The following is a 24727-nucleotide window of genomic DNA, read 5'->3' on the forward strand; positions in this document are numbered from 1 at the left end:
CCAAGAACCCACTGTAAAAAACGGGGCGAATTCTGAAAAGCCAAATGAGTAGGAAATCAATAAAATCAAAATATGAAACAATTGTTTTTAATGGCAACAGTACTATTAACTTATAGTACAGCAAACGCTCAAAAGGTATATTCTGTTAATTCTGAAAATCAGGCAAACGTAAGGGTTTACGTTGTTCAGACTGCGAGCACAGCAGACTTAATGGTTTATAAAGTTAAAACCGAAAATCAGGCGGGTGCTAATGATGGTAAGTGGTTCTTTACTAAGACTGAGAATGAGGCAAAAAAGAAAATATATTTCACGACAACTGAGAGTAGAGCGGACTTAAAGATTTATTTCGTGAGTACTGAAAGCCAAGCAGGTTGGAAAAACTCATCGAAGAAACAATTATTGTATTAATTAGTTCCTATCACATCAATATCAAGAATGCTGATTTTTTTATAATTTATTAATAAAAACAAAAAATGAAATCATTATTACTATTTCTATTCTGCATCTCCTTTTCTTCAATTCATTCTCAATCATATTTTCAATCGGATGCCGATGTTTTAAGTTATCTCGCATTAAAAAGAACATTCTCAGACGAGAATGATTTTGCACTGAAATTTTATGATATGGGCGGAGGAATGAGTGCGGGTAGTGCAAGATTTTTTAATCCCGAGGTAACAATCGTAAGTACTAATCGAGCAATTGTAGAATATCAAAATTTAGATAGCCCAGGTGCTACATCTTCTTTTATAGTTGATTCAAGACAAAATCTTTTAATGGACAGAGCGAGTAATCATATTTTTAGAGCATATTCTTATGAAGAACCTCAACAACGAGCAGTGAGTCCTGCCGAAAAGAAAACGGTTAAACCATATATTAAAAAAGTTGTTAAAGTAGTACGTAAAAAAAAGTAAATCACTTTATAAAATAAGTTTTAAATTATACTCTAATCACGAAGGTTATTCCTCTCAAAAAAAATTATGAAAAGATTACTATATTTTACAATATTATTATCCTTGTGCAACGTAACCGCACAGCAAAAGTTAAATCTTACAGGTAAAACATTCTCATACACAGATCCCCAAACTTTAGGAGTTGAAAAATATTCATTTTTATCAAATTCAAAAGCAACCTTGTTGATGGTATCTTCCTATAATGGACAAACATTTCGGGACGTAGGGAACTGTCAAAGTTTAGTGGAAGGTAACAGAGTGAAAATAAATTGTATCTGTGAAGATAGAGACACCTTCCCCGATCCATTAAAAGAGATATTTATTTATGATGCTAAAACAGGTAATTTAAGTACTACAATCCATTTTGATCAAAATAGAAGACCAAGAGTTTTTGAGAAAACTAACTAATGAATTTTTAGTTGATAAGTTAAAGAAATCTTATTCATGAATTCAGATCTAAACCTTGAATTTATTGGTTACAAAATATTGAAATGGTAGCAATGATGGTAGCATATTTTCCATCGACCCACCAAACACTGATGAACAGGGAACAGACTGCTTCCCTGTGGGTCTACAAATTATTGCTAAACGCTTTGAAAATTCAGAGCGTTTTTTTTATGTGTTTTACAGAAAACAAGTTCTTTAATTAATCGTATTTTAAGAAAACAAAATTTAAAAAAACGACCCAATATGATCACCTATTGAGTCGCTAAATTTTGTCGGAGCTGTTAATTTGATTTTTTCGCTTTAATCATAGATTCCAGCATATCCCACATTTCCTGCGGAATTTCTTCGAGCATATTAAATTCGCCTGCACCTTGCAACCATTCGCCACCATCGATGGTTACGACTTCGCCATTCATATATGCAGAATAATCTGAAACAAGATATGCTGCAAGATTAGCCAGCTCTTGATGTTCACCTACTCTTCTCAACGGAACTTTTTTCTTCATATCGAATTTCTCGGCTAAATCTCCAGGCAACAGTCTTTCCCATGCTCCTTTGGTTGGAAATGGTCCAGGTGCGATCGCATTGAATCTAATTCCATATTTCGCCCATTCTACAGCTAAACTTCTCGTCATAGCCAATACACCAGCTTTTGCACAAGCTGACGGAACAACGTACGCGGAGCCGGTCCAGGCGTAAGTGGTGACAATATTTAAAACCGTTCCGGGAACTTTATTTTCAATCCAATATTTACCAACAGAAAGTGTGCAATTTTTGGTGCCTTTTAAGACAATATCCAAGATTGAATCAAAAGCAGAATGTGTTAATCTTTCAGTCGGTGAGATGAAGTTTCCAGCAGCATTGTTCAAAAGAATATCGATTTGCCCAAATTCTTTTACGGCAGCATCTTTCATGGCTTCAACTTCGTCCCAATTTCTCACGTCGCATTGAACACATAAAACCTTTCCACCGGTTTCTTCTTCAAGCTCTTTGGCTGTATTTTGCAGTTTTTCTAAATTACGGGAAGTGATGACCACTTTGGCACCAAGCTGCAGAAAATATTTCGTCATGGCTTTTCCGAGGCCGCTTCCGCCACCAGTGACAATGGCTACTTTATCTTTTAATGCATCTTCCTTAAGCATTGGTTGAGTATATAAATTCATATTTTTAATGTTTTTGTAAATTTAAGAGAAATAGCTTTAGGAAAGTTACGAAAAGTTATGCTGAGGATAGAAGCAAAAAATTTGATGTGAAGATGATGTAATGATTAAGCGCTGTTAAATCTTGAAGCTCTAATAACACTCTTGGAAAATAGCGGAACTGCGCCCCGACTTGAACGGAGCTCTTTTTCTGACGAGGAACGAGGATGAAAAAAGCGGGAGTGGAAGGCGGAAATGTGCGCCCAAATAAAAAAACTGTCCCAAATCTGGAACAGTTTAATTATAATCTGAAAACGAGCGGTTTAATATCCGAAAAGATCTTCTAAAGAGATTTTCTTCACTTCACCCAGTTTCTGCATATCCTTCATCGGAACGTTCTTCTCCGAGGCTACAATCGCGTACGTGTACGGCTTCCCAGAAAAATTAGTTTGGTGGAAATTCTTTAAATCCTGCATCGTGATATGATCTACAGCGGTATAAATATTTTTACGTGCATCGTCGGTTAATCCCAATTCTTTTGCCGCCAAATAATTAAAGATGATGTTATCCTGCGTAATTCGCTCTGTTTGGATGTCCTTTTTCACCTGCGTTTTTGCAAGGTTTAAATTCTCACTTAAATCGGGCATTTTAGTTAAAAGTTCCGTCATCGCGGTCGTGGCATCGTTAAACTTATCTGCCTGACTCCCTACATAACTCATCATATAATATTCCTGATCCTTTTTCTGTGGTTGAACATAAATACCATAAGTACTGTAAGCCAATGCTTTACTCTCTCTAATGGTTTGGAAAACTATGGATCCCATACCACCCCCAAAATAATTGTTAAATACTTTGACGAGCGTATTTTTATTGGCGTCGTAATTTTCAGTATTTCTGATCCAACGTGTTTCTGCCTGAACCATATCGTAATCTGCAAACAAAACCTGATTTTTGGTTTGTGGCACTTGTTTGAAAACCTTCGCCGGTGACGCAACAGCAAATTTTGCTGGAACTGGATGCGACATTTTTAGTTTATTTTCCAACTCTTTGATAGAGATCGGGCCGTAATAAATTATCGTCTGCTCGTATTGATTAAGATTTTTAATTCGACTTACCAATTCTGCAGCAGTCGTTGACTCCAACGCTGCGTTGCTCATCACGTTATTGAATTTATTATTTTCACCATAAATCGCATAGCTTGTTAAACCTTGAAGGATAGCGCCTTTGTTTGCTTTTACATCTTTTCTCGCTTTTGCCAATCTTTCTTTTAATCCTTTTAATGCTGCATCATCAGCTTTTACATTAAGGATTAAATCTTCATACAACTTAACCGCTTTATCAAAATTTTCTTGTAAACCTTCGATTGAAACGGTGGTATATTCTTCGCCCGTGGAAACATTAAAACTACTTGCGATTTTGTAAAATGCTTTTGAAATTTCCTCCGACGACATTTTATCGGTCCCTAAAAACTGTAAGTATTGAGAAGCAAGCGGTTGTTTTAAATCATTTAAGGAACCGATTTTATAGCGGTATTTTAAACGGAAAATCTGATTGTCGGTGTTCGGAACATATAGAATTTCAGCTTTCCCTAATTTCGATTTCTGAATATCTTTGTTATAATCTAAAAATACCGGTGTAGACGGATTATTTGGCATATTTCCAACCATTTTCACAAAAGCAGATTGTTTGTCGGCATTCGTTTCAACTGGCGTAATTTGAGGTTTTTCGATTTTCATCGATTTTTCTGATTCGCCTTTTCTTTTCAGAATGGCTACATAATTTTCGCCCAAATATTTATTGGCAAAACCTACGATATCTGCTTTTGTGATTTTAGATAAATCATTCACGTAAGCAACCTGATCTCTCCAGTTCAATTCCGAAGTAAAAGCATCCATCAACGATGACGCTCGGTCACCATAGTTTTCAGAACCATAGATTTTACTCTTTTTAATATTATTGATAATCGAGGTAATAAGATCTTGATCAAAGTTTCCTTTCTTTAAATTATCAATTTCCCCTAAAACTAAAGTTTTCACCTCATCTAAGCTCTGTCCGTTGGTTGGAGCCGCGCTGATATACAAAACGCCATAATCTATTAAAGTGAAAGTTTGCGCGGAAGCGCGTAGTAATTTTTGTTTTTTCACCAAGTTTAAATCCATTAAACCGGCTTTTCCATTCGTTAAAACCTGACCAACTAAATCTGCAATCAGAACATCTTTGTCTTTATTTCCTGGTAATCGGTAACCGATGGTTAAATTTTCGGCGTCAGGACCAGTGATTTCTTTTACGATTGGTGCTGTGATAGGAGTTTCAGGGGTAAATGTATACTTAGTCACAGGTTTCATTTTCATCTGAGAAAAAGCTTTGTCAACTTTCGCAATCACCTCGTCTGGATTGAAATCTCCCGACAGTATTACGCCCATATTATTGGGAACATAATAATTATTAAAATATTTACGAATCTCTATCAGTGACGGATTTTTTAAATCTTCTACGGTTCCAATCGTAGTTTGCTGTCCGTAATTATGATTTTTAAACAATTCTGCAAATAAAGTTTCGAAAACTTTACTTCCATCGCTATCTAAGCTTCTGTTTTTCTCTTCATATACCGCTTCTAATTCAGTATGGAAAATTCTTAAAGTTGGATTACGGAATCGTTCTCCCTGCACCACCAAATATTTATCGAGCGAGCTGCTTGGAACATCATCAGTATAAACGGTTTGTTCGAAACTCGTAAATGCGTTCGTTCCCTGAGCTCCCATAGAAGTCATCATTTTGTCGTACTCATTTGCGATTGCAAACTTACTGGCAACACCCGAAACTGAATCTATTTTTTTGTAAATCGCTTTTCGTTGATCTGCATCTTTAGTTTTGTTGTATTGCTCATAAAGTGCATCAATTTTATCTAATTCTACCTTTTCTTTGGCCCAATCCAGCGAACCATATTTATCAGTGCCCTTAAAAAGCATATGCTCAAGGTAATGCGCCAAACCAGTATTGGTTCTTGGATCGGTTTTACTTCCAGCTTTTATGGCAACATACGCCTGAATTCTGGGATCTGTTTTTGTAGGACTTAAAATCACGGTTAAGCCGTTCTTTAAAGTATAAAAACGGGCATTCATCGGATCGTTGGAAACATACTTATAGGTATATCCATTTCCGGAGGCTTCTTTCCACTCAAACTGTTTCTGAGCAAAAGTCAGAACAGCAAAGAATAAAGCTGTAATTGTGAAGGAGAGTTTTTTAAACATAGATTATATTTTATAAAGGATTAGACGAATTTTTTTTCGAAATGTTTCACCGTATTCAATTTATTTTAAATGAAAGCATTCCTCTCACCAAAAACCACTGCGCCGAAAGGTAAGTCATCATTACCAACAAATTGAGTATTATCAAAGGTTGCAAGAAAAGATATACGGAAAGTAGCGTATCTGAAATCAGAAACAGAAGCGCACCAATAATCAAATTTCTGTTCTGCGTTTTAAGAGCAGTATACATCATCACAGAAATTACAACAGCATAGATAGCCACTGGAATTTTCATTTCTTTTAAATAGGGAAAAAGGAAAACGAGTAAGGTGGTTGCAAAGAGACCAAGAATAATCGGCCAAAATTTCCAAATACTATTTTGAGTTTTTTTCCTAAAAGAAATAATATAGAAAACATGAGCCAATAAAAAACTACCTAACCCGGGCAGAAAACCCCATTTAAAAAGAAGAAACAAATCTCCGAAAAAGCTAAGGACCAAACCCGCCAAAAACAATTTATCCAATTGAATTTTTTCTGATTTTACTTGTGAAAAATAAATTAAAATTAAAATCGGAAGCAAAATCGGTTTGGTAAAAAATCGAAGTTCTGTTTGATTATTGAAAACCAAAAACAAGTCAATGGCAAAAAAGATGATTAATACAATCTGTAAAATTTTTGATCTCATTAATTCAATCTTTTTTCTCGTAATTTATAGGGATACGCTAATGTAATTCAAATAATCGAATTTGATGACCTTTCAAAAAGCAATCTTTCGCCATGTTTTTCTTCAGAAATTTTTCCGTTTTCATAGGCCAAAAATCCGTTGACGAACGTATGTGTTATTTTCGAATGAAATTCAGTTCCTTCAAACGGACTCCAACCACATTTGTAAAGAATGTTTTCTTTTGAAACCATGTAACTTTCATTTAAATCAACCAAAACCAAATCTGCTTTAAAACCTTCTTTGATGAAACCGCGTTTTTCAATCTCAAAAAGAATTGCTGGATTATGACACATTTTCTCTACGATTTTTTCTAAAGAAATTTTTTCATTTTTAAAATTTTCCAGCATTACATTTAAAGCGTGCTGAACCAAAGGTCCGCCGGAAGGTGCGTGTAAATATTTTTGAGATTTCTCTTCTAAAGTATGCGGAGCGTGATCCGTCGCAATGACATCAATTCGATCATCCAACAAAGCTTCCCATAATCCGTCTTGATCTTTTTGCGTTTTAACCGCAGGATTCCATTTGATGAAATTTCCTTTGGTTTCGTAATCTACATTGGTGAAACTTAGATGATGAACACAAACTTCTGCAGTGATTTTTTTGTCTTTTAGAGGAATATCATTTCTGAAAAGTTCCATTTCTTTTGCGGTCGATAAGTGAAAAATATGCAATCGCGCTCCCGTTTTTTTCGCCAGCTCAATTGCTTTTGACGAGGAAATATAACACGCTTCTTCGCTGCGAATTAAATGATGCGCAGTTACAGGAATATCGTCGCCATATTTTTCTTTAAAGATTTCCGTATTTTTTCTGATCGTTGCTTCATCTTCACAATGCACCGCAATCAACATTTTTGTACTGCTAAAAATCTTTTCTAAAGTTTCTAGATTATCTACCAACATGTTTCCGGTTGAAGAACCAAGGAACAATTTAATTCCCGCCACATTTCGTGGATTGGTTTTTAAAACTTCTTCTAAATTATCATTCGTTCCACCCATCAAAAACGAATAATTGGCAAATGATTTCTCGGCAGCAATTTTATATTTATCTTCTAATAATTCCTGAGTAACGGCATTTGGAACCGTATTCGGCTGCTCCATAAAACTCGTAATTCCACCTGCAACAGCAGCTCTGGATTCACTTTCGATATCGCCCTTCCAAGTTAAACCCGGTTCCCGAAAATGAACTTGATCATCAATAATTCCCGGAAGAAGATATTTTCCGGTAGCATCAATAATTTGATCAATATTTTCCTCAGAAATATTCTTTCCGATTTTTGAAATTAAATCATTTTCGATGAGAACATCACTTTCAATAATTTGATTTTCATTGACGATTGTAGCGTTTTTGAGGAGGATTTTCATGGGAATCGGTTTCAACCGTAAATTTAAGGTTTTATTTGAAGTTCAAAAATTGCGTTTTAAAATTTTTTACATTTGCAAAAATTAAATTACCACTTTGTATAAAAAATTATTAGGACAAACCGCCATTTACGGATTAAGTACCGTGATTATACGTTTGTTCCCATTTATTATAAGTCCTTTTGTAACGCACGCTTTTGGACCTTCTTATTTGGCTCCGTTTATTGACTTTTACTCAGTTGCCGGAATCATCATCGTTTTGCTTTCGCATGGAATGGAAACCACATTCTTCCGTTTTGCCGAAAAAGAAGAAAACATCACGAAATTAATATCAACCGCTACAATAAGCGTCATTGCCGCTTCCGTTTTGTTTATGGTTTTCGCCTATATTTTCCGGCAAGATTTAGCGATTGCTTTTAAAACACCTGATCAAATCAACCTTTTAACGATGATGCTTTTCGTTTTAGGTTTGGATGGACTTTCTACGATGCCTTTTGTAATATTAAGGAAAACTGGTCGCCCTAAAAAGTTTGCCATTATTAAAATTATTAATGGCATCATCAATTTTTTATTGGTTGTTTTCTTCATTGTAATCTTACCAAAACTTGGAAGCAAAGGTCTTTTCGGATTTACTTATGATAAAAATTTCGGTATTGGATATGTTTTTGTGGCAAATTTGGTTGCAAGTGCAGTCACATTTTTATTGCTTGCTCAGGAAATAAAATCCGTTCGAATTGCCGGTTTTGACTGGAATCTCTGGAAAAAAATGATGGCGTATTCTTGGCCAATTACGATTGCAGGTTTAGCTGGAGTAATCAACGAAACCATGGATCGGCAATTTTTAAAATATCTTTTACCAGACGGAATTAATACAGAACAAATGGCAATTTACGGAGCGGTTTGTAAAATTGTGACGTTCTTAACTTTGTTTCGTCAAGCGTATCTTTTGGGAATTGAACCTTTCTTTTTCTCCCATGCGAAAAATGAAAACTCGGGGAAATCTTACGCGAAATTGATGGATATGTTCGTGATTGTAAATTGTATTATCTTACTCGCGTTGTGTGTGAATTTGAATTGGCTGGCAAAACTTTATCTTTCAAATCCTGCTTATAATGAAGGAATTCCGATTGTTCCGATTGTTTTGATGGCCGCAGTTTTTCTCGGAATTTATTTAAATATGTCGGTTTGGTATAAACTTTCCGATAAAACGATTTTCGGAGCATATCTTTCGGTTCTTGGAGCTGTAGTTACGATTGGAATAAATATTTACTTCATCCCGATTTACGGTTATTGGGCGTCAACTTGGGCCACTTTTTTAAGTTATTTTACCATGATGGTCGTTTCCTATTTTTTGGGTCAATATTTTTATCCAGTTCCGTATCACATGAAAAAAATTATAGGATATCTTGGATTGAGTTTTTTCTTATCTGCAATTTCGTTTTATGCATTAGATGGAAATTTAATCATCGGGAATCTATTTTTAATCCTATTTTTGGCTATCATTTTTTACTTCGAAAAAGAAACTATCATGAGATTTAAAAAAAGTTAAAATGAAAATAAATATTATCAATAAATCAAAAAATTCTCTGCCAAAATACCAAACTGAACTTTCAGCTGGAATGGATTTATCTGCGAATTTGGCAGAAAGTATTACTTTGAAACCCTTAGAAAGAAAATTAATCCCGACGGGTTTATTTCTGGAACTTCCTGAAGGTTTTGAAGCACAGATTCGTCCACGAAGTGGCTTGGCAATTAAGAATGGAATTAGTGTTTTAAATGCGCCCGGAACTATTGACGCTGATTATCGGGGAGAAATTGGCGTTATTTTAGTAAATTTGTCCGCAGACGAGTTTACCATCAATAATGGAGACCGCGTGGCTCAAATGGTCATCGCAAAATATGAAACCGCAGAATGGCAAACTGTGAATTCCCTGAACCAAACTGAGCGCGGAGAAGGAGGATTCGGAAGTACGACGACCTAAGAAATACGATAATTAAATGATGATGTTACTACTAAATCGGTTTTTCAGATTTAGTATTAACTTAAAAAATAAAAGAAATATGAAAATAATTGTCCCTATGGCTGGACGAGGTTCCAGATTACGACCACACACGCTTACCGTTCCAAAACCTTTAATCCCAATTGCTGGAAAGCCAATTGTACAGCGCCTTGTAGAAGATATTGCAAAGGTTGCCGGTGAAAAAATTGACGAAATTGCTTTTATTATTGGAGATTTTGGAGCCGAAGTTGAGGCATCCTTAATCCAGATTGCACAAAACTTAGGTGCGAAAGGAACCGTTTACACGCAAGATGAACCTCTGGGAACCGCTCATGCTATTAAATGCGCAGAAAATTCCATGCAAGGAGATGTAGTTGTCGCTTTTGCAGACACTTTATTTAAAGCTGATTTCAAACTTGATAAAAATTCAGACGGTGTAATTTGGGTGAAAAAAGTGGAAGATCCATCGGCTTTCGGTGTCGTAAAATTAGACGATTATGGATTTATTACTGACTTTGTCGAAAAGCCAAAAACATTCGTATCTGACCTGGCAATTATCGGAATCTATTATTTCAACTCAGCGGAAAAACTGATGAGTGAAATTAATTATATCATGGATAATGATATTAAAGAAGGCGGAGAATTCCAGTTGACCACAGCTTTAGAAAACCTACGCCAAAAAGGAGCTAAATTCTCTTTAGGTAAAGTAGATGACTGGATGGATTGCGGAAATAAAAATGCGACTGTAGAAACCAATGGTAAAGTTTTGGGCTATGAAAAAGATAATCTTTCTGAGTATCCAGAATCATCCACCATTGAAAACTGCTTAATAATTCCGCCGTGTTTTATTGGTGAAAATGTAAAACTTTCTAATTCTAAAATTGGTCCGCGTGTTTCCATCGGCAATAATACCATCGTTATCAACTCAAATATCGACAACTCATTAATTCAGGAAAATACAGTAATTGACCACGGAAATTTAAGCAACTCTATGATCGGGAATTCAGCGCATTATTATGGTGTGGCTCGGGAAATTTCATTGGGAGATTATTCCGTACTTGACTTTCTGTCGAAAGGCGAAAAACATTAGATCGAAAAGTAATGATCCAAAAACATATCAAAGATTTTTCCGTTACTAAGAGGTTATCTTAAACCGAATATTGAATGAATAAATATATTATCCCACTTGCAGTCTTGCTTTTAGTGTCATCTTGTAAGACGAGAAACGCCACTGAAAAGCCAATCAGTACGACCACTCCACTTGCATCAACTGCTGCTTTCTTTAAAAAAATAAATGAGAGAACCGATTTTCAACAGTTGAAAATCAATTCCAGAATAACCGCCGAGACCGGAACATTCATTCCACCACTCGATGCGACCATTTATTTGGAGAAAGACCAAAAGATTTGGATCAATATGATCGCTATTTTTCTGAATGTAGGTCGTGGGATTGCAACACCAGAAGGAATTAAAGGATATGAAAAATGGAATAAAACTTATATTGAATCTGATTTCACCTATGTGAACAATCTATTAAATGTAAATTTTATCGACTATAATTCATTCCAGAATTTACTTTTAGGTAAAACATTTATACCGGTAAATTCTGCAGATTTTGAAGTGACAAAAAATGCGCAAGGTTATACTTTAAAAAGCATTAAAAATTTGCAATTTAAAACCAATGGCGAATCATCGTCGTATATGGCTTCTGTAGACTACGCTGAGAATTTAGATTTGACGAAGGTTTCTTTACAAAAAGTAAATGCGCAGGATTATCTGGAAGTTAGCTACGGAAATTGGGAAGATTTCGACAATATAAGAGTTCCGAAAAACGTTAAAATTGTAATAAAAGGTGCTAAAAACAGCCAAATTTTATTAGAAAATACGAAATTCGACACTTCTAAAATGCAAACCCCGTATTCCGTTCCGGAAAATTATACGAAAACTGAGATCAAATGATTAGAAAAGTAAGCTTTTTTGTAGGAATTCTTCTGTTTAGCTTTTTTTCTGCGCAGAAAAAAGAACAACTGCAAAAGCAGAATGCCGACTTAAAAAGACAAATTGCAGCTATCAATTCAAATTTGGCAAAGACGCAGCAACAGTCTAAACTATCGATTTCTTACTTAACTGAAGTTCAGAAAAAAATTCAGCTTAGGGAAAAAGTGTACACCAATACACAAAAGGAAAAGCGTTTGATTGAAGATGAGATTTATCTTCGTCAGTTGGAAATTAACCGTCAGAATCGTGAACTGGCCGTTTTAAGAAAAAATTATGCTGAAGTTTTGGTAAAAGCTTATAAAAATAAAGGTGTACAAAATAAGGTGACTTTTATTTTATCTTCTAAAAACTTAGGAGAAGCTTTACGGAGAGTTCAATATTTGAAAGATTATTCAGATTATCAAGATAAGAAAGCGGCAGAAATTTCAACCGCTGCGAAAGTGTTGTTAGAAAATATTTCGCTGAAGCAGCAATCTGTAAAGGATAAGGAAACTATACTTGCAAATCAACAAAAAGACTTGCTCACCATTGAAGCTGAAAAGAAAACAAAACAGTCGTTACTGGAAGATTTTAAGAAAAATGAAGTTCAGCTTACCTCAGAATTAAAGCAGAAACAAACGGAATCAAAAGCGCTGGAAGGGCAAATTCGTTCCATTATCGCAGAAGAAATTCGGATTGCAAAAGCAAAAGCAGAGGAAAATAAAAAGATAGAAGCAGAAAAAATACGCTTAGCAAAAATTGCAGCCGGTAGAGAAAAAGCTCGAATTGAAGCAGAAAACCGTGCAAAAATGGAAGCTCTGGCCTTAGAAAAGAAGAAAGCAGATGATGAAGCGCGTCGACTGAAAGAAATTTCAGACCGAAAAGCAGAAGAAGAAGCTGACCGATCAAAAATTGCAGCCGCGGCTGATGCTAAAAAAAGTGATGATGCAAGAACTGCCGCTGATGCTGAAAAAGCAGAGGCACGACGTTTAGCCGCAGCTAAAGATGCAGCAACCGCCGCAGCAAATGCTAAAGCAGCAGCCGACAAAGCAGCATCTGCAAGAGAAGCTGAAGCCACTATGGCGAAGAGAAATGAAGCGGAGAAAAAGGCTGCGGAAACTAAAGCGATGACCAATTATGGCGTATCTTCTGCAGTAGGAAATAATTTCGCGAGCAATCGTGGTAAAATGGGAATGCCGGCGTATGGAACAATTACGCATCGATTCGGTCGCCAGCCACATCCAGTTTTTAAAAATATTGTAGAAGAAAATAACGGAATTAAGATCTCAGTAAGTAAAGGAACCGTGGCAAAATGTGTAGCTCCAGGAACTGTATCCCGTGTAGTTGCTTCCGCAGATGGATCAAAAACCGTGATTGTGAAACATGGAGATTACTTTACAATTTATGCCAATCTGGCCAGCACAATGGTTTCTGCAAATCAGCAGGTTTCCGCGGGAAGCTCCATGGGAGTTGTTGGTTCAGATTTTGACGGAACTTATACATTGGATTTCCAAATTTGGAATGGCAGTAATCCAGTAGATCCATTAGGTTGGATTAATTAAAAAGAATAATATAACTTTGTTTAAAATTAGAATATGAACACAATATCCATACTCGCACTCTCTTGGCAACATTTGCTGATCGTAGCTTTAATCATTTTAGTGTTTTTCGGCGGACGCAAGATTCCTGAAATGATGAGAGGTTTAGGCTCTGGCATTAAAGAATTTAAAGATGCGGTAAAAGAAGAGGACCAAAAAAAACCGGAAGAAACCAGCAGTAATTCCAGCACGACTCCTTAAAAAGCAGTACATGAATTTTACAGAAACTGCGTGGGAAATTTTCAACAAATCAATTGCTGACTATCATCTTGCGGATAATGTAGATGCACCATTAAAAAATCCTTATTCCGGCAATAGTTTGGAACAGCTTTTGTATGCAAAGAATTGGATTGACACCGTTCAATGGCATTTGGAAGATATTATTCGCGACGAAAATATAGACCCGACGGAAGCATTACAACTTAAACGAACAATTGACTCTTCAAATCAGAAAAGAACAGATTTGGTAGAGTTTATTGATGGATGGTTCCTCGAAAAGTATAAATTAGTAACTCCCGAAAGCGACGCGAGGATTAATACGGAAACTCCCGCTTGGGCGATAGACCGCCTTTCCATTTTAGCCTTAAAAGTGTATCATATGAGGTTGGAGGCTCAGCGAGAGTCTGCAAGTGAAGAACATAGAAATACTTGCAGAGCAAAACTTGATGTGCTGCTGGAACAACAAAAAGATCTCACCCAAGCAATAGAATATTTGCTTTTTGATATTGAGAACGGTAAAATTAAGATGAAAGTTTACAAACAAATGAAGATGTATAATGATGAAACTCTTAATCCGATCCTTTATCAAAAATCGGAAAAATGATTAAACTAAGCCTTAGATATATTTTAATTCTCACCTTTTTTCTGTCCTGTTCAGCGGATAAAATAAATTTGTCGCCGGTAGGAAACTCAATATTAGAAACTGGTGCGGAAAGAAGTGCTTACTCGTACAACAATCGCAAAAACCTGATTGTATATTCTTCTGAAGTTACAAACTTAGTTTCATCTTTCCCAAAGTTTCGAAGCGATGCCGTAAACGGCGAAGTAACCAATCTAAAATATCACATCAAAGATTACATTGGAGCCATGGAAGCCTATAATATTAATGGTTTAAATATTGCTCAAAGGAATTTTGAAAAGTCGTACAAGAAGCTTCAGAAATTAAGAAAATATCTAAACCCAGAAGAAGATCAGGTTTTAAACCGTTATCTCGTACGTATAAAAACAAATATGGCTTTTCTGGAGAGCAATATTCCAAAAGACTCGACCACTACTTCCCCTAAAAACTAAATCCATCCATGTTAAAAATTCAAGCAGAATCCAATGTACCCACAGAGTACGGGGAATTTCGTATGATTGCATTCGCTGAAGTTGAAACCGATTGGATGCCGCATATGGCAATTGTAGCTAAAAATACAGACTTTACCAAACCTGTAAATGTAAGATTTCATTCAGAGTGCATTACGGGCGAAGTTTTCCATTCAAAAAAATGCGAGTGCGGTCAACAGCTTGACGAAGCGATGAAATTCATTTATGAAAATGGTGGGATTATCGTTTATTTACGCCAAGAAGGCCGTAACATCGGGATAATCAATAAATTGAGAGCTTATGCTCTTCAGGAACAAGGTTTGGATACTGTTGAAGCAAATTTACAGTTAGGACTTCCAGCTGATGACCGAAATTTCAGTATTGCCATCGAAATCTTGAATATTTTAAATGTGAAGGAAATTAATCTGCTGACCAATAATCCGGAGAAGATAAAATTTGTAACCGACAGTAATATTAAACTTAATAAAAGAATTCCAATTCAAATGGATTCTACCATCGAAAGCGCAGGTTATCTTAAAGTAAAAAAAGATTATTTCGGTCATCTTTTAGACGACGAAAATAATCTTTAAATAGTTTTACATTAAAATCGCGGTTTCCAAAGCCAATTCAATCATCGGTTTTAGAGCTTTTTCCCTTTGATCTGCCGTAATAAATTCACCTGTAGGAATAACATCTGATACTGTTAAAATAGTAGCAGCATTCTTGCCTAAATATTGCGCGTTTGCAAAAAGTGCAAAAGCTTCCATCTCTACTGCAGTACAATTGTATTTCTTCGCGATTTCAGGGAGTTCCTGACTTTTTCTGTAAAAAATATCACTCGTATGAATGGTGGTCGGTATTAAATTTAGTGACAAAGTTTTCGCGGTATCATTCAACAAGCCGAAAACATTCCCAGGCGGCGAGAGGCGGTCTTCTTCTATGTCCCAGGCAAACTTCGCGTAAGTTGATTCACTTGCTGCATATTCTACGTTAAGCAGATCATATACTTTTAAAGTATCATTGTAAGCACCACACGTTCCAATTCTAATAATAGTGTCTACATCAAATTCGGTAAATAACTCGTAAGAATAAATACCGATGCTTGGAGCTCCCATTCCACTTGCACCTACTGAAACTTCTTTTCCCTTATACAATCCTGTAAAATATAAAATACCTCTGGTTTCGCTGACCAGTTTAACGTCGTCTAAGAAATTTTCTGCAATATATTTTGCACGTCGGGGATCTCCTGGCTGGAGAATAGTTTTAGCGATTTGACCTTTTTTGGCTGCAATATGAACACTCATTTTATTTAATTTTTTGAATTCCTAAAGTTACTAAATACCCTCGATAACAACTGAATTATCACCAAGAAAAAACCACCGCGAATGCAGTGGCTTTTATGAAGTTTATAAAATTTTACAAATTTTCTACTTTCGTATCATCAATATTAAAGAATTTGATAACACTGTTGTAATCTGTGTAATTTACATCTGCGTTTTTAGAACCTTGTGATGTTGGAACCAGCACCACTCTAAATGTTTGGTTGTTTAAATATTCTGGTGTTGTACTTACATCATAGTTTCCGTCTGCGTAAATTTGAATATCATTTTTCGTGAAGTCAAAATCATAATCAAGCTCTCTTCCATCACTTAAATAAACGGTTCTAGGAATAGATTGCCAAACTGGAGAACCATCTGTTCCCGTACCTGCTTTCCTGTAGATCAAAACAACATCCGTATTATACAATGGTGTTGTAAAATTTCGGGAAATGGTGTATTGATTACTGCTGTTTTTTATAAAATTGGTGCCATTTATATCAAGAACTACCGAATACGTGTCGTTATCTTGTTGATTAACTACGTCATTACTTCTATCGTCACAACTTGCTAGCGCTCCGAAACTGAAAATTCCCAGTAGCGCGAATAAAAAATATTTTTTCATTATAAGTAAATTTTTAGGATTATTAGAAGCTACAGGACAAGATGTATGCCAATAAAATTTCATGTTTGAAAATTAAATATTGTATTTTTGTTCAACTTAATTCTCCGAATGAAAAATTATTCACGCTACTTTTCTATACCTTTATTATTGACCATCTTTTTAAGGATACTTGCGCCCGCACAGTATCAACCCAAAAACATAACTGATTCTGAATTAAAAAAAGCAAATAGTTGGGTTGAAGCTGAATACAATTCTTTAACACAAGACGAAAAGTTGGGTCAACTTTTTATAGTTGCGCTGTACACCAATAAAGGTGAAGATCATATTGAAGGAGTAAGAAATTTGGTTCAGAAAGAAAAGATAGGCGGATTAATTCTGATGCAGGATGATGCGGCGCGCGAAATTAACTTGGTGAACGAATTTCAAAAAAAATCTAAAATTCCGCTTATGATTGGCATGGATGCCGAGTGGGGACTTTACCAAAGAATTCCTACTGCACATAAATTTCCGTGGGCGATGACTTTAGGAGCGATTCAGGATAAAAATTTAATTACAGAAATGGCAGCTAAAATTGCGGAAGACTGTAAAAGAATGGGGATTAACTGGGACTTCGCACCAGTTGTTGACGTTAACACCAATCCAAATAATCCAATAATCGGAAACCGTAGTTTCGGCTCGGAGGTTTCTAATGTCGTAGCCTCAGCTATGGCGTATTCTAATGGGTTACAAGATCACAATATCTTAGCAGCGATCAAGCACTTTCCGGGTCACGGCGATACTGATAAAGATTCGCATCTTGATTTGCCCGTAGTTTCTCACTCTCTAAAAAGATTAAATGAAATTGAAATTGCACCTTTTAAAGCATTGATGGATAAAGGAATTGGTGGTGTAATGGTGGCACATCTTTATGTTCCAGCCTTAGAAAAAAGGAAAGGTATTCCCGCTTCTATTTCGAAAAATATCATTACGGGAATTTTAAAAGAACAACTGGGTTATAAAGGTTTAATCATTACCGATGCCTTAAATATGGGCGCCGTTGCCAATAAATTTAAAGCGGGTGAACTTGATGCCTTAGCATTCAAAGCCGGCAATGACATTATGCTTTTTTCACAAGATGTTTCTACGGGAAAAAAACTGATTCAAGAAGCGATCGACAGCGGAGAAATCTCCCAAAAAAGAGTGGAGGAAAGCGTAAAAAAAATTCTCTTAACCAAATATTTTTTGGGTCTTGATGATTATGAACCCAGAGATCCAAAAAACATTAATGAAGATCTAAACAACGACTCTCATCAGAAAGTTGTTCAGAAAATGTATGCGAATGCATTAACTTTAATAAAAGATGAAAAAAAACTACTTCCGCTGAATTGTAATGAAACCTATTATTACGTGCCGCTTGAAGAGGCACCTTACCAAACTTTTCTAGATAATTTGAATTTAAATACGACTGTTATGGTAAAGAAATCCTCAGAAATCTCTTCAATTCCTCCAAATTCGAAAGTAATTGTTGGTTTTCACAAAGACAATTCTACCGCTTATAAGCCTTATAAAATATCTGCGGAAAGTAAAAAAACATTAAGTGATTTAAGTAAAAACAACTCAATTATTCTTACGGTTTTCGGCTCCGCTTATGCGTTACAAGACATTGATATTTCAAAATTATCAACCGTATTAGTTGCTTATGAAAACAATGACGATTCTATGAAAGCAACCACAAAAGCACTTTCTGGAGAAACTAAAATCTGGGGAAAACTTCCCGTTTTAGTCAATGAAAATTTAAAAGCCGGAACTGGAATGGAACTTAATCCCTCAACAAGAATTAATCTTCCAACCACACAAAAACAAAATTAACAATTGAGTAATTTCAATTTGAAAAATAAAGCTATGAAAATCGGAATTCTCTGTTATCCAACCTATGGTGGAAGTGGTATTGTTGCCACAGAATTAGGCATGTCTCTCGCTAACAAAGGTTATGAAGTACATTTCATCAGTTCGGCGCTGCCTGCAAGATTAGATATTACAAATCCGAATATTTTCTTTCACAAAGTAAATGTTCAAACTTATCCATTATTTCAGTATCAACCCTATGATATCGCATTGTCTTCTATGATTTACCGCGTTGTGAACCTCTATAAACTTGATCTACTGCACGCGCATTATGCAATACCTTACGCTTACGCGGCTTTTACAGCAAAGCAGATGCTGAAAGAAGAAGGAAAAGACATTCCTTTGGTAACCACTTTGCACGGAACTGATATTACATTGGTTGGTCAACACCCAAGTTACAAGCATGCGGTGGAATTCTCTATCAATCAATCAGATACCATCACTTCTGTTTCTGAAAGTCTTAAAAAAGATACGCTACAATTTTTTAAAATCACGAAAGAAATTCAAGTCATCACAAATTTTATCGATAACAGCGATTTTGTAAGTGCTAGTACATGTCAGCGAAAACAATTTGCAGAAGAAGATGAAAAAATATTAATTCACGTTTCTAATTTACGGCCTGTAAAGCGTGTTGAAGAAGTTTTACAAATTTTTAAAAATGTAAATGCAAAGGTTAAATCAAAGTTAATAATCATCGGTGAAGGTCCTGATATGGAAAAAATTAACCAGTTTTTAGAGGAATATCCCAATCTAATTGGTAAAGTTCGCTTGCTGGGAAAAGTCAATGATTTGTACCGTGTTCTTCAGCTTTCTGATGTTTTTTTACTTCCATCGGAGCAAGAAAGTTTTGGATTAGCAGCTTTGGAAGCCATGGCTGCAGAAACACCTGTAATCAGTTCAAATGCAGGTGGTATTCCCGAAGTTAATATTCAGGGCGAAACTGGATTTCTTACCGAAATTGGTAATGTGGAAGCCATGAGTAATTACACCATCAAACTGCTCACTAACGAGGAATTGCTGACCACAATGAAGAAAAATGCGAAAGAACAGGCATTAAGATTTGATCTGAAAAATATTCTGCCGCTCTACGAAAAGATGTATCAAGATACACTCGATAACTTCAAAAAATAGTTATTTCACCTTTTTTATTCAGAATCTGCTTTGTTACTTTGTAATCAAAGGCAATCCGTTATGAATGAAAAATTACTCCAGTATTTATGGAATTTCAAAATTTTTAAAAGTTTTGATTTCAAAGATATGGAGGGAAATAACGTGGAAATTTTGGATTTTGGCAAATGGAATTTCAATTCTGGTCCTGATTTTCTTTTCGGGAAAATTAAATATAAAGGATTGACGCTCGCTGGAAATATCGAACTTCATGTAAAATCATCGGACTGGATTTTTCATCAGCACTCGGGAAATCCAGAATTTGATAATATTATTGCACACGTCGTCTTTCTACATGATGTTCTAATTGAAGAATTTACCAAAAAAGAAATCCCTACGCTGGAGCTAAAAGATCATATTGATGAAAATTTGATTTCTAAATATAAAGTTTTGCTTCAGGAAACTCAATTTATTCCTTGCGAAAAAATATTTAATCCGGATTTAATACCCTTTTATTTCCATGAGGAAAATCTCTTGAAAAAACTGGATGAAAAATCTATAGAACACGAAAAAACGCTGAAATTTTACAAAAATAATTACGAAGAAATTTTGTTTCATCAGCTTGCATATGCATTTGGACTTAAAGTAAATGCACCCATTTTCAAACAGATTGCGGAAAGTTTAGATTATAAAATCATCAATAAAATCCGACAGAATCAGGTCCAACTGGAAGCATTATTCTTCGGCATTTGCGGTTCGCTCGATAATCCTGCAGACCCAGAAATGGAAACATGGAAAAGAGAATTCGATTTCCTAAAATCGAAATATTCATTGCCGATGACAGTGATACCGCCGAAATTCTCCCGGTTACGACCACCAAATTTTCCCACGATTAGATTATCGCAACTTGCGTCGCTTTATACACAACATCAAAACCTTTTTTCAAAACTTATCAAAGCAAAAAGTGTGGAAGAATTATCTGAAATTTTCTCTTCTGTAAAAGCGAGTTCATATTGGGATGAGCGCTTTAATTTCGGTAAAATATCCCCGATAAAAGGAGAGAAACATCTAACCAAAGATTTTATAGATCTATTATTAATCAACGCAGTTTTACCTCTTAAATATACTTATCAGAAAAATACCAACGAAAATACCGCTCAAGAAATCCTAAATTTTTACGAAAAACTACCAGCAGAAAAAAATACAATCATCGACAATTGGAAAGCTTTACATGTTCCTGTCAATAATTCATTAGAGTCGCAGTCACTTCTTTTCCATTATCAAATTTTTTGTTTAGAAAAAAAATGTTTGGATTGCAGCATCGGTTTGCGACTCATGAATCCTCATTAAAAATCCATTTGCCATTGATGACTTAATTCATTTTTAGGATTCGGGCGGATGCTTTATTAAGCGTAATTTTGCATTATAAACTATTTCACATGTTCGACTGGCTTCAACTCCTGCTATTACCCTCCGAAAACCCATCCGTCACCCAATCTATTGTCGCCATTATGCTGGCAATTGCAATAGGTGTTTTTTTTGGCAGACTGAAAATGGGTAAAATTACTTTCGGTGTTTCAGCAGTGATGTTTGCTGGCCTTGTTTTGGGGCACTTTGGGTACCGAATTCAGGCAGGGATTTTAGATTTCATCCGTGATTTTGGATTAATACTGTTTGTTTACGGAATTGGATTACAGGTTGGTCCTTCCTTTTTTTCCTCTTTTCGGAATGAAGGCTTAAAGTTTAATATTTTAGCGGTTTCCACTGTACTTCTTGGTGGTGTTATCACTGTTGTTTTATTTTATTTGACGGGTTTAAAAATTGAAGATCTTGTCGGAATCATGAGCGGTTCCGTAACGAATACTCCGGGTTTAGGAGCGGCCAAGAATACCATCGAAGAAATTAAAAATTCTTTCCCGGAAAAAACTTTCGATGACCCTACAATCGGTTACGCAATCACTTATCCGCTTGGCGTATTTGGAATTATTGCCACCATTATCGTCACAAAGTTACTTTTGAAAATCGATCCTGATGAAGAGATGAGGAAGTTCCGGAAATCAAAGATTAACCGCGAACTTCCTTTGGAAAATAAAAAAATGCGGGTGACAAACGAAGAATACTTCGGGAAAACCCTTCATCAGGTACTGAAAGATTTTGGTCGCGACATCGTTATTTCCCGTTTGAAACACAGCCGAAGCACTGTAGTGAAATCTCCTACCCTTGATATTGAATTACAGAACCGTGATGTCTTGATGCTCGTAGGATTAGAAAAGGATGTAGATGATTTTATCGCTCTTCTCGGCCGACCTTCTAGCGATCTATTTATTGAATCAGAATCCCAACTTCGGAAGAAAAATATTTTCGTCACCAATCCATCCGTAATTCACAAAAAACTATCAGAACTTGATCTATATAATACCTATGATCTAAAGGTCACGCGCGTTTTTCGGGCAGGCCGGGAAATATTACCACGACCCTCTCTGGAGTTATTTTATGGCGATAAACTGCGCGTAATTGGGTCTGAAGAAGGGATTGGAGAAGTCGTTAAAATTATTGGAAATTCTGAAAAGAAATTGCTGGAACCAGATTTCCTCTCTCTTTTCGGAGGTTTACTTTTAGGTGTAATTTTAGGTTCAATTCCGATCGTCATTCCAAGTTTACCAGTACCGATTAAACTCGGATTTGCAGCAGGACCGTTAATTGTAGCCTTATTAATTTCTCGATATGGCGGGATTTCTTTCATCCATTCCTATATCAATACAGGCGCAATTCACTTTATGAAAGATTTTGGTATTTGCCTCTTTTTCGCGGCCGTTGGTATTCATGCGGGAGATGGTTTTTATGCGAATTTCGTTCAGTATAATGGTTGGTTATGGCTTCTTTATGGATGTGCAATTACATTCATTCCATTAATATTAATGGTTATTGTAGGTCGATTTATTTTAAAAATTAATTTTCTTCAACTCGTAGGAATCATGAGTGGAAGTTATACCGATCCGGCTGCGCTATCATTCAGCACCAATTATTTAGATTCCGATATTCCGATTCAAACTTATGCGCAAGTTTATCCTTTGGTGACCATATTCCGAATATTTATTGCCAGTTTATTGATTCTGATTTTAAGTTAGAAGCACTAAAATTTACAATTGAAGCCCACAAAAAAAGCAACCTTTTCGGTTGCTTTAACTTTTTAAAATAGATCTATTTATTTAGATTCTGCAGAATTATCTGGAAAACGCTGTTGCGTAAAATCTCGAGAAATTGCTGCTTTCTCAAACTTTAATTTCCCTGATAATGTTTCGATGATCACACCATCTTCCATAATTTGAGAAATTCTACCGTGCATACCGGACGTAGTTACTATTCTACTCCCAACTTTTAGCTCAGACTGAAAGTTTTTTTCCTGCTTTGCTTTTTTCATTTGTGGACGAATCATCAGAAAATAAAATCCAACGAACATAAGGCCCATCATAATCATAGTCGGCATCATGGAACCTTCTGCTCCCACGGCTTGTAAAAATATTGTTATCATAGTATTATTTTATTAAGGTTGAATATCTGCGGTAAATGAAATAACGATAGGTGCTTTATCTACGTTTGCATACACTTCTGCTTGCTTATTTACCAAACCATCAAATCCTGAAGAGTCAAATTTCAGGGTGATTTTTCCTTTTTGTCCCGGAAGAATTGGCTCGCGTGTATAATCAGGAACAGTACATCCACAACCAGGCTTAACCTGAGATATAATCAATGGATTTTCGCCCGTATTGGTTACTTCGTAAACATGTTCTTTTTGGTCACCTTTTTTAATTTTGCCAAAATCGAACTGCGCTTCAGACAAAGCAACATTAGTTAATGGGCTAGATTGTGCAGCTTTAATCATTTCTGTTTGAGTATCTACAACTACAGGTTCGTTTAGGACGGTAGCTTCTTCATCCACAATCAATTGATCGGCTTTTTGATCTTTTGCACAACTGGTAAGAGCTAATGCAAAGACAATTGGTAATACTTTAAAATAATTATTCATCTTATTTTCTGTTAATTTCTGTTGAGATCTTTGGTATATTTATCTAAAATACCATTAATAAAAATATTAGAACGGTCGGTTGAAAACACTTTCGAAATTTCGATATATTCGTTGATAATAACTCGCGCAGGAGTTAAAGGGAAATAATCAATTTCAGACATTGCTGCAATTAGAATTATTTTATCCAGTAAAGAAATTCTTTCTAAATCCCAGTTTTCGAGGCGGCCTTCTAGTTTCTTTTCAGTTTCTTCCCAGTGATTTAGGGTTTCTTTCAAAAGTCGTCTGGCGAATTCCCGATCGTCTTCATCTTTAATCATTTTAATTAAAGTGTGACTCGGCTCATTTTCCTTAAAAAAACCAATCGTCTTTTGAATCATCGAATTGGAAATATGAAAATCATCAGCCCAACTCATCTCTTTTTCTTCCAGATGCTCGTGAAAATCTTCATTTTCTGCAATATATCGCAAGAACAATTTTCCGATGAATTTCTGATCTTCTTCGAATGAAAAACCATCTTCTTTCATGAAATCCTGGTATCTTTTACCAGCGGTCATTCGCTGAAAGGTTTTGATGAGCAATTCATCATAAATATCCCATTTCAAATCCTGATGCTTAGACGTAAAAGAAAGACGTTCTTCATTTTCTTCCAGTTTAAGCAAGACCTTATTGTTGATAAATTTTTGATTGGGATTCGTGTCACTGTCAGATTTAATATATTTCTTTTTCCCGATTTCGATCTGTCTTTCCGCTAAATCTTTCAGAGCAACTAAAAAGTTAAGTTGATAAATGTAAAGATGATAGATCTTGTCGATTTCAGAGAACATATTCTTCTCTAGAACATCGAATTTTATTGGATTTTGGTTGTAAGAATACAATGATTCAACAACCTTTTCACGAATTTGTCTTCTTCCTAACATTTCAAAGAGCTTTTATTGGGTGCAAAGATAATGAAATTGTCGAGAAATGACTTTGGATAAGCGCAAGTTGTTAGAAAGATATTTATTTGAAATATTTTTAAT

General features: G+C 35.6%; 25 protein-coding genes. 16 read left to right on the forward strand and 9 right to left on the reverse strand.

Annotated features, from left to right (window positions below):
* The first annotated feature begins 90 nt into the window (after nucleotides 1-90).
* The 3 genes from LC814_RS07540 to LC814_RS07550 all read left to right on the forward strand — a co-directional run bounded on the left by LC814_RS07540 (nucleotide 91) and on the right by LC814_RS07550 (nucleotide 1358).
* On the forward strand, nucleotides 91-408 hold the full coding sequence (locus tag LC814_RS07540; protein WP_226063328.1) for a 7(1) septoil knot domain-containing protein: 318 nt from the start codon (nucleotides 91-93) through the stop codon (nucleotides 406-408).
* 65 nt (nucleotides 409-473) lie between these two features.
* Nucleotides 474-911: a hypothetical protein gene (locus LC814_RS07545; protein ID WP_226063329.1), complete on the forward strand. Its 438-nt coding sequence runs from the start codon at nucleotides 474-476 to the stop codon at nucleotides 909-911.
* A 66-nt stretch (nucleotides 912-977) separates the two neighbouring features.
* Entirely contained in the window at nucleotides 978-1358 is a 381-nt protein-coding gene (locus tag LC814_RS07550) for a hypothetical protein (RefSeq protein ID WP_226063330.1), read from the forward strand.
* A gap of 320 nt (nucleotides 1359-1678) precedes the next feature.
* Here LC814_RS07550 and LC814_RS07555 read toward each other — a convergent pair whose 3' ends face one another.
* The 4 genes from LC814_RS07555 to LC814_RS07570 all read right to left on the reverse strand — a co-directional run bounded on the left by LC814_RS07555 (nucleotide 1679) and on the right by LC814_RS07570 (nucleotide 7869).
* Nucleotides 1679-2560: an SDR family oxidoreductase gene (locus LC814_RS07555; protein WP_226063331.1), complete on the reverse strand. Its 882-nt coding sequence runs from the start codon at nucleotides 2558-2560 to the stop codon at nucleotides 1679-1681.
* A gap of 299 nt (nucleotides 2561-2859) precedes the next feature.
* Entirely contained in the window at nucleotides 2860-5787 is a 2928-nt protein-coding gene (locus tag LC814_RS07560) for a M16 family metallopeptidase (protein WP_226063332.1), read from the reverse strand.
* A gap of 55 nt (nucleotides 5788-5842) precedes the next feature.
* Nucleotides 5843-6469 carry a lysoplasmalogenase gene (locus tag LC814_RS07565; RefSeq protein WP_226063333.1) on the reverse strand — a complete coding sequence of 209 codons (627 nt, stop codon included), beginning with the start codon at nucleotides 6467-6469 and terminating at the stop codon, nucleotides 5843-5845.
* Between the two features lie 47 nt (nucleotides 6470-6516).
* Nucleotides 6517-7869 carry a dihydroorotase gene (locus tag LC814_RS07570; RefSeq protein ID WP_226063334.1) on the reverse strand — a complete coding sequence of 451 codons (1353 nt, stop codon included), beginning with the start codon at nucleotides 7867-7869 and terminating at the stop codon, nucleotides 6517-6519.
* 94 nt (nucleotides 7870-7963) lie between these two features.
* On the opposite strand from LC814_RS07570, the gene LC814_RS07575 reads away from it, so the two are divergent.
* From LC814_RS07575 to ribA, 9 genes are all read left to right on the forward strand, one after another.
* Nucleotides 7964-9415 (forward strand): oligosaccharide flippase family protein, encoded by a 1452-nt coding sequence (locus tag LC814_RS07575; RefSeq protein ID WP_226063335.1) that lies wholly within the window; start codon nucleotides 7964-7966, stop codon nucleotides 9413-9415.
* A 1-nt stretch (nucleotide 9416) separates the two neighbouring features.
* Entirely contained in the window at nucleotides 9417-9848 is a 432-nt protein-coding gene (gene dut, locus LC814_RS07580; RefSeq protein WP_226063336.1) for a dUTP diphosphatase, read from the forward strand.
* Nucleotides 9849-9927: 79 nt separating this feature from the next.
* On the forward strand, nucleotides 9928-10956 hold the full coding sequence (locus LC814_RS07585; RefSeq protein WP_226063337.1) for a sugar phosphate nucleotidyltransferase: 1029 nt from the start codon (nucleotides 9928-9930) through the stop codon (nucleotides 10954-10956).
* Nucleotides 10957-11030: 74 nt separating this feature from the next.
* The gene (gene lolB1 / locus LC814_RS07590; RefSeq protein ID WP_226063338.1) at nucleotides 11031-11825 is read left to right on the forward strand and encodes a lipoprotein insertase outer membrane protein LolB1; all 795 of its coding nucleotides are present in this window, start codon (nucleotides 11031-11033) and stop codon (nucleotides 11823-11825) included.
* Entirely contained in the window at nucleotides 11822-13405 is a 1584-nt protein-coding gene (locus LC814_RS07595; protein WP_226063339.1) for a peptidoglycan DD-metalloendopeptidase family protein, read from the forward strand. Before lolB1 ends, LC814_RS07595 begins: the two co-directional genes overlap by 4 nt.
* Before the next feature lie 33 nt (nucleotides 13406-13438).
* Nucleotides 13439-13642 (forward strand): Sec-independent protein translocase subunit TatA/TatB, encoded by a 204-nt coding sequence (locus LC814_RS07600; protein ID WP_226063340.1) that lies wholly within the window; start codon nucleotides 13439-13441, stop codon nucleotides 13640-13642.
* Nucleotides 13643-13652: 10 nt separating this feature from the next.
* Nucleotides 13653-14264 carry a DUF4254 domain-containing protein gene (locus tag LC814_RS07605; RefSeq protein WP_226063341.1) on the forward strand — a complete coding sequence of 204 codons (612 nt, stop codon included), beginning with the start codon at nucleotides 13653-13655 and terminating at the stop codon, nucleotides 14262-14264.
* Complete coding sequence (locus tag LC814_RS07610; protein ID WP_226063342.1) at nucleotides 14261-14731, forward strand: hypothetical protein; 471 nt, start codon at nucleotides 14261-14263, stop codon at nucleotides 14729-14731. Before LC814_RS07605 ends, LC814_RS07610 begins: the two co-directional genes overlap by 4 nt.
* An 8-nt stretch (nucleotides 14732-14739) precedes the next feature.
* Nucleotides 14740-15339, forward strand: coding sequence for a GTP cyclohydrolase II (gene ribA / locus LC814_RS07615; protein WP_226063343.1), 600 nt, complete (start codon nucleotides 14740-14742; stop codon nucleotides 15337-15339).
* Nucleotides 15340-15345: 6 nt separating this feature from the next.
* Here ribA and deoD read toward each other — a convergent pair whose 3' ends face one another.
* Nucleotides 15346-16053, reverse strand: coding sequence for a purine-nucleoside phosphorylase (gene deoD / locus LC814_RS07620; protein ID WP_226063344.1), 708 nt, complete (start codon nucleotides 16051-16053; stop codon nucleotides 15346-15348).
* A 112-nt stretch (nucleotides 16054-16165) separates the two neighbouring features.
* A complete protein-coding gene (locus LC814_RS07625; protein WP_226063345.1) occupies nucleotides 16166-16690 on the reverse strand; it encodes a hypothetical protein in 525 nt (174 codons plus the stop codon).
* A 108-nt stretch (nucleotides 16691-16798) separates the two neighbouring features.
* Between LC814_RS07625 and LC814_RS07630 the strand changes: the two genes are divergently transcribed.
* From LC814_RS07630 to LC814_RS07645, 4 genes are all read left to right on the forward strand, one after another.
* A complete protein-coding gene (locus LC814_RS07630; RefSeq protein ID WP_226063346.1) occupies nucleotides 16799-18538 on the forward strand; it encodes a glycoside hydrolase family 3 protein in 1740 nt (579 codons plus the stop codon).
* A 33-nt stretch (nucleotides 18539-18571) separates the two neighbouring features.
* Entirely contained in the window at nucleotides 18572-19705 is a 1134-nt protein-coding gene (gene bshA / locus LC814_RS07635) for an N-acetyl-alpha-D-glucosaminyl L-malate synthase BshA (protein ID WP_226063347.1), read from the forward strand.
* Nucleotides 19706-19765: 60 nt separating this feature from the next.
* Complete coding sequence (locus LC814_RS07640; RefSeq protein ID WP_226063348.1) at nucleotides 19766-21031, forward strand: DUF2851 family protein; 1266 nt, start codon at nucleotides 19766-19768, stop codon at nucleotides 21029-21031.
* Nucleotides 21032-21120: 89 nt separating this feature from the next.
* A complete protein-coding gene (locus LC814_RS07645) occupies nucleotides 21121-22809 on the forward strand; it encodes a putative transporter (RefSeq protein WP_226063349.1) in 1689 nt (562 codons plus the stop codon).
* A 77-nt stretch (nucleotides 22810-22886) separates the two neighbouring features.
* On the opposite strand, the gene yajC is transcribed toward LC814_RS07645, so the two are convergent.
* The 3 genes from yajC to nusB are packed head-to-tail and all read right to left on the reverse strand — an operon-like array spanning nucleotide 22887 to nucleotide 24625.
* Nucleotides 22887-23213: a preprotein translocase subunit YajC gene (yajC, locus tag LC814_RS07650; RefSeq protein WP_226063350.1), complete on the reverse strand. Its 327-nt coding sequence runs from the start codon at nucleotides 23211-23213 to the stop codon at nucleotides 22887-22889.
* Between the two features lie 12 nt (nucleotides 23214-23225).
* On the reverse strand, nucleotides 23226-23708 hold the full coding sequence (locus tag LC814_RS07655; RefSeq protein WP_226063351.1) for a DUF1573 domain-containing protein: 483 nt from the start codon (nucleotides 23706-23708) through the stop codon (nucleotides 23226-23228).
* A gap of 11 nt (nucleotides 23709-23719) precedes the next feature.
* Complete coding sequence (gene nusB, locus LC814_RS07660) at nucleotides 23720-24625, reverse strand: transcription antitermination factor NusB (protein ID WP_226063352.1); 906 nt, start codon at nucleotides 24623-24625, stop codon at nucleotides 23720-23722.
* Nucleotides 24626-24727 lie beyond the last annotated feature (102 nt).

It is taken from the genome of Kaistella polysaccharea, assembly GCF_020410745.1.
GTDB classification, from domain to species: domain Bacteria; phylum Bacteroidota; class Bacteroidia; order Flavobacteriales; family Weeksellaceae; genus Kaistella; species Kaistella polysaccharea.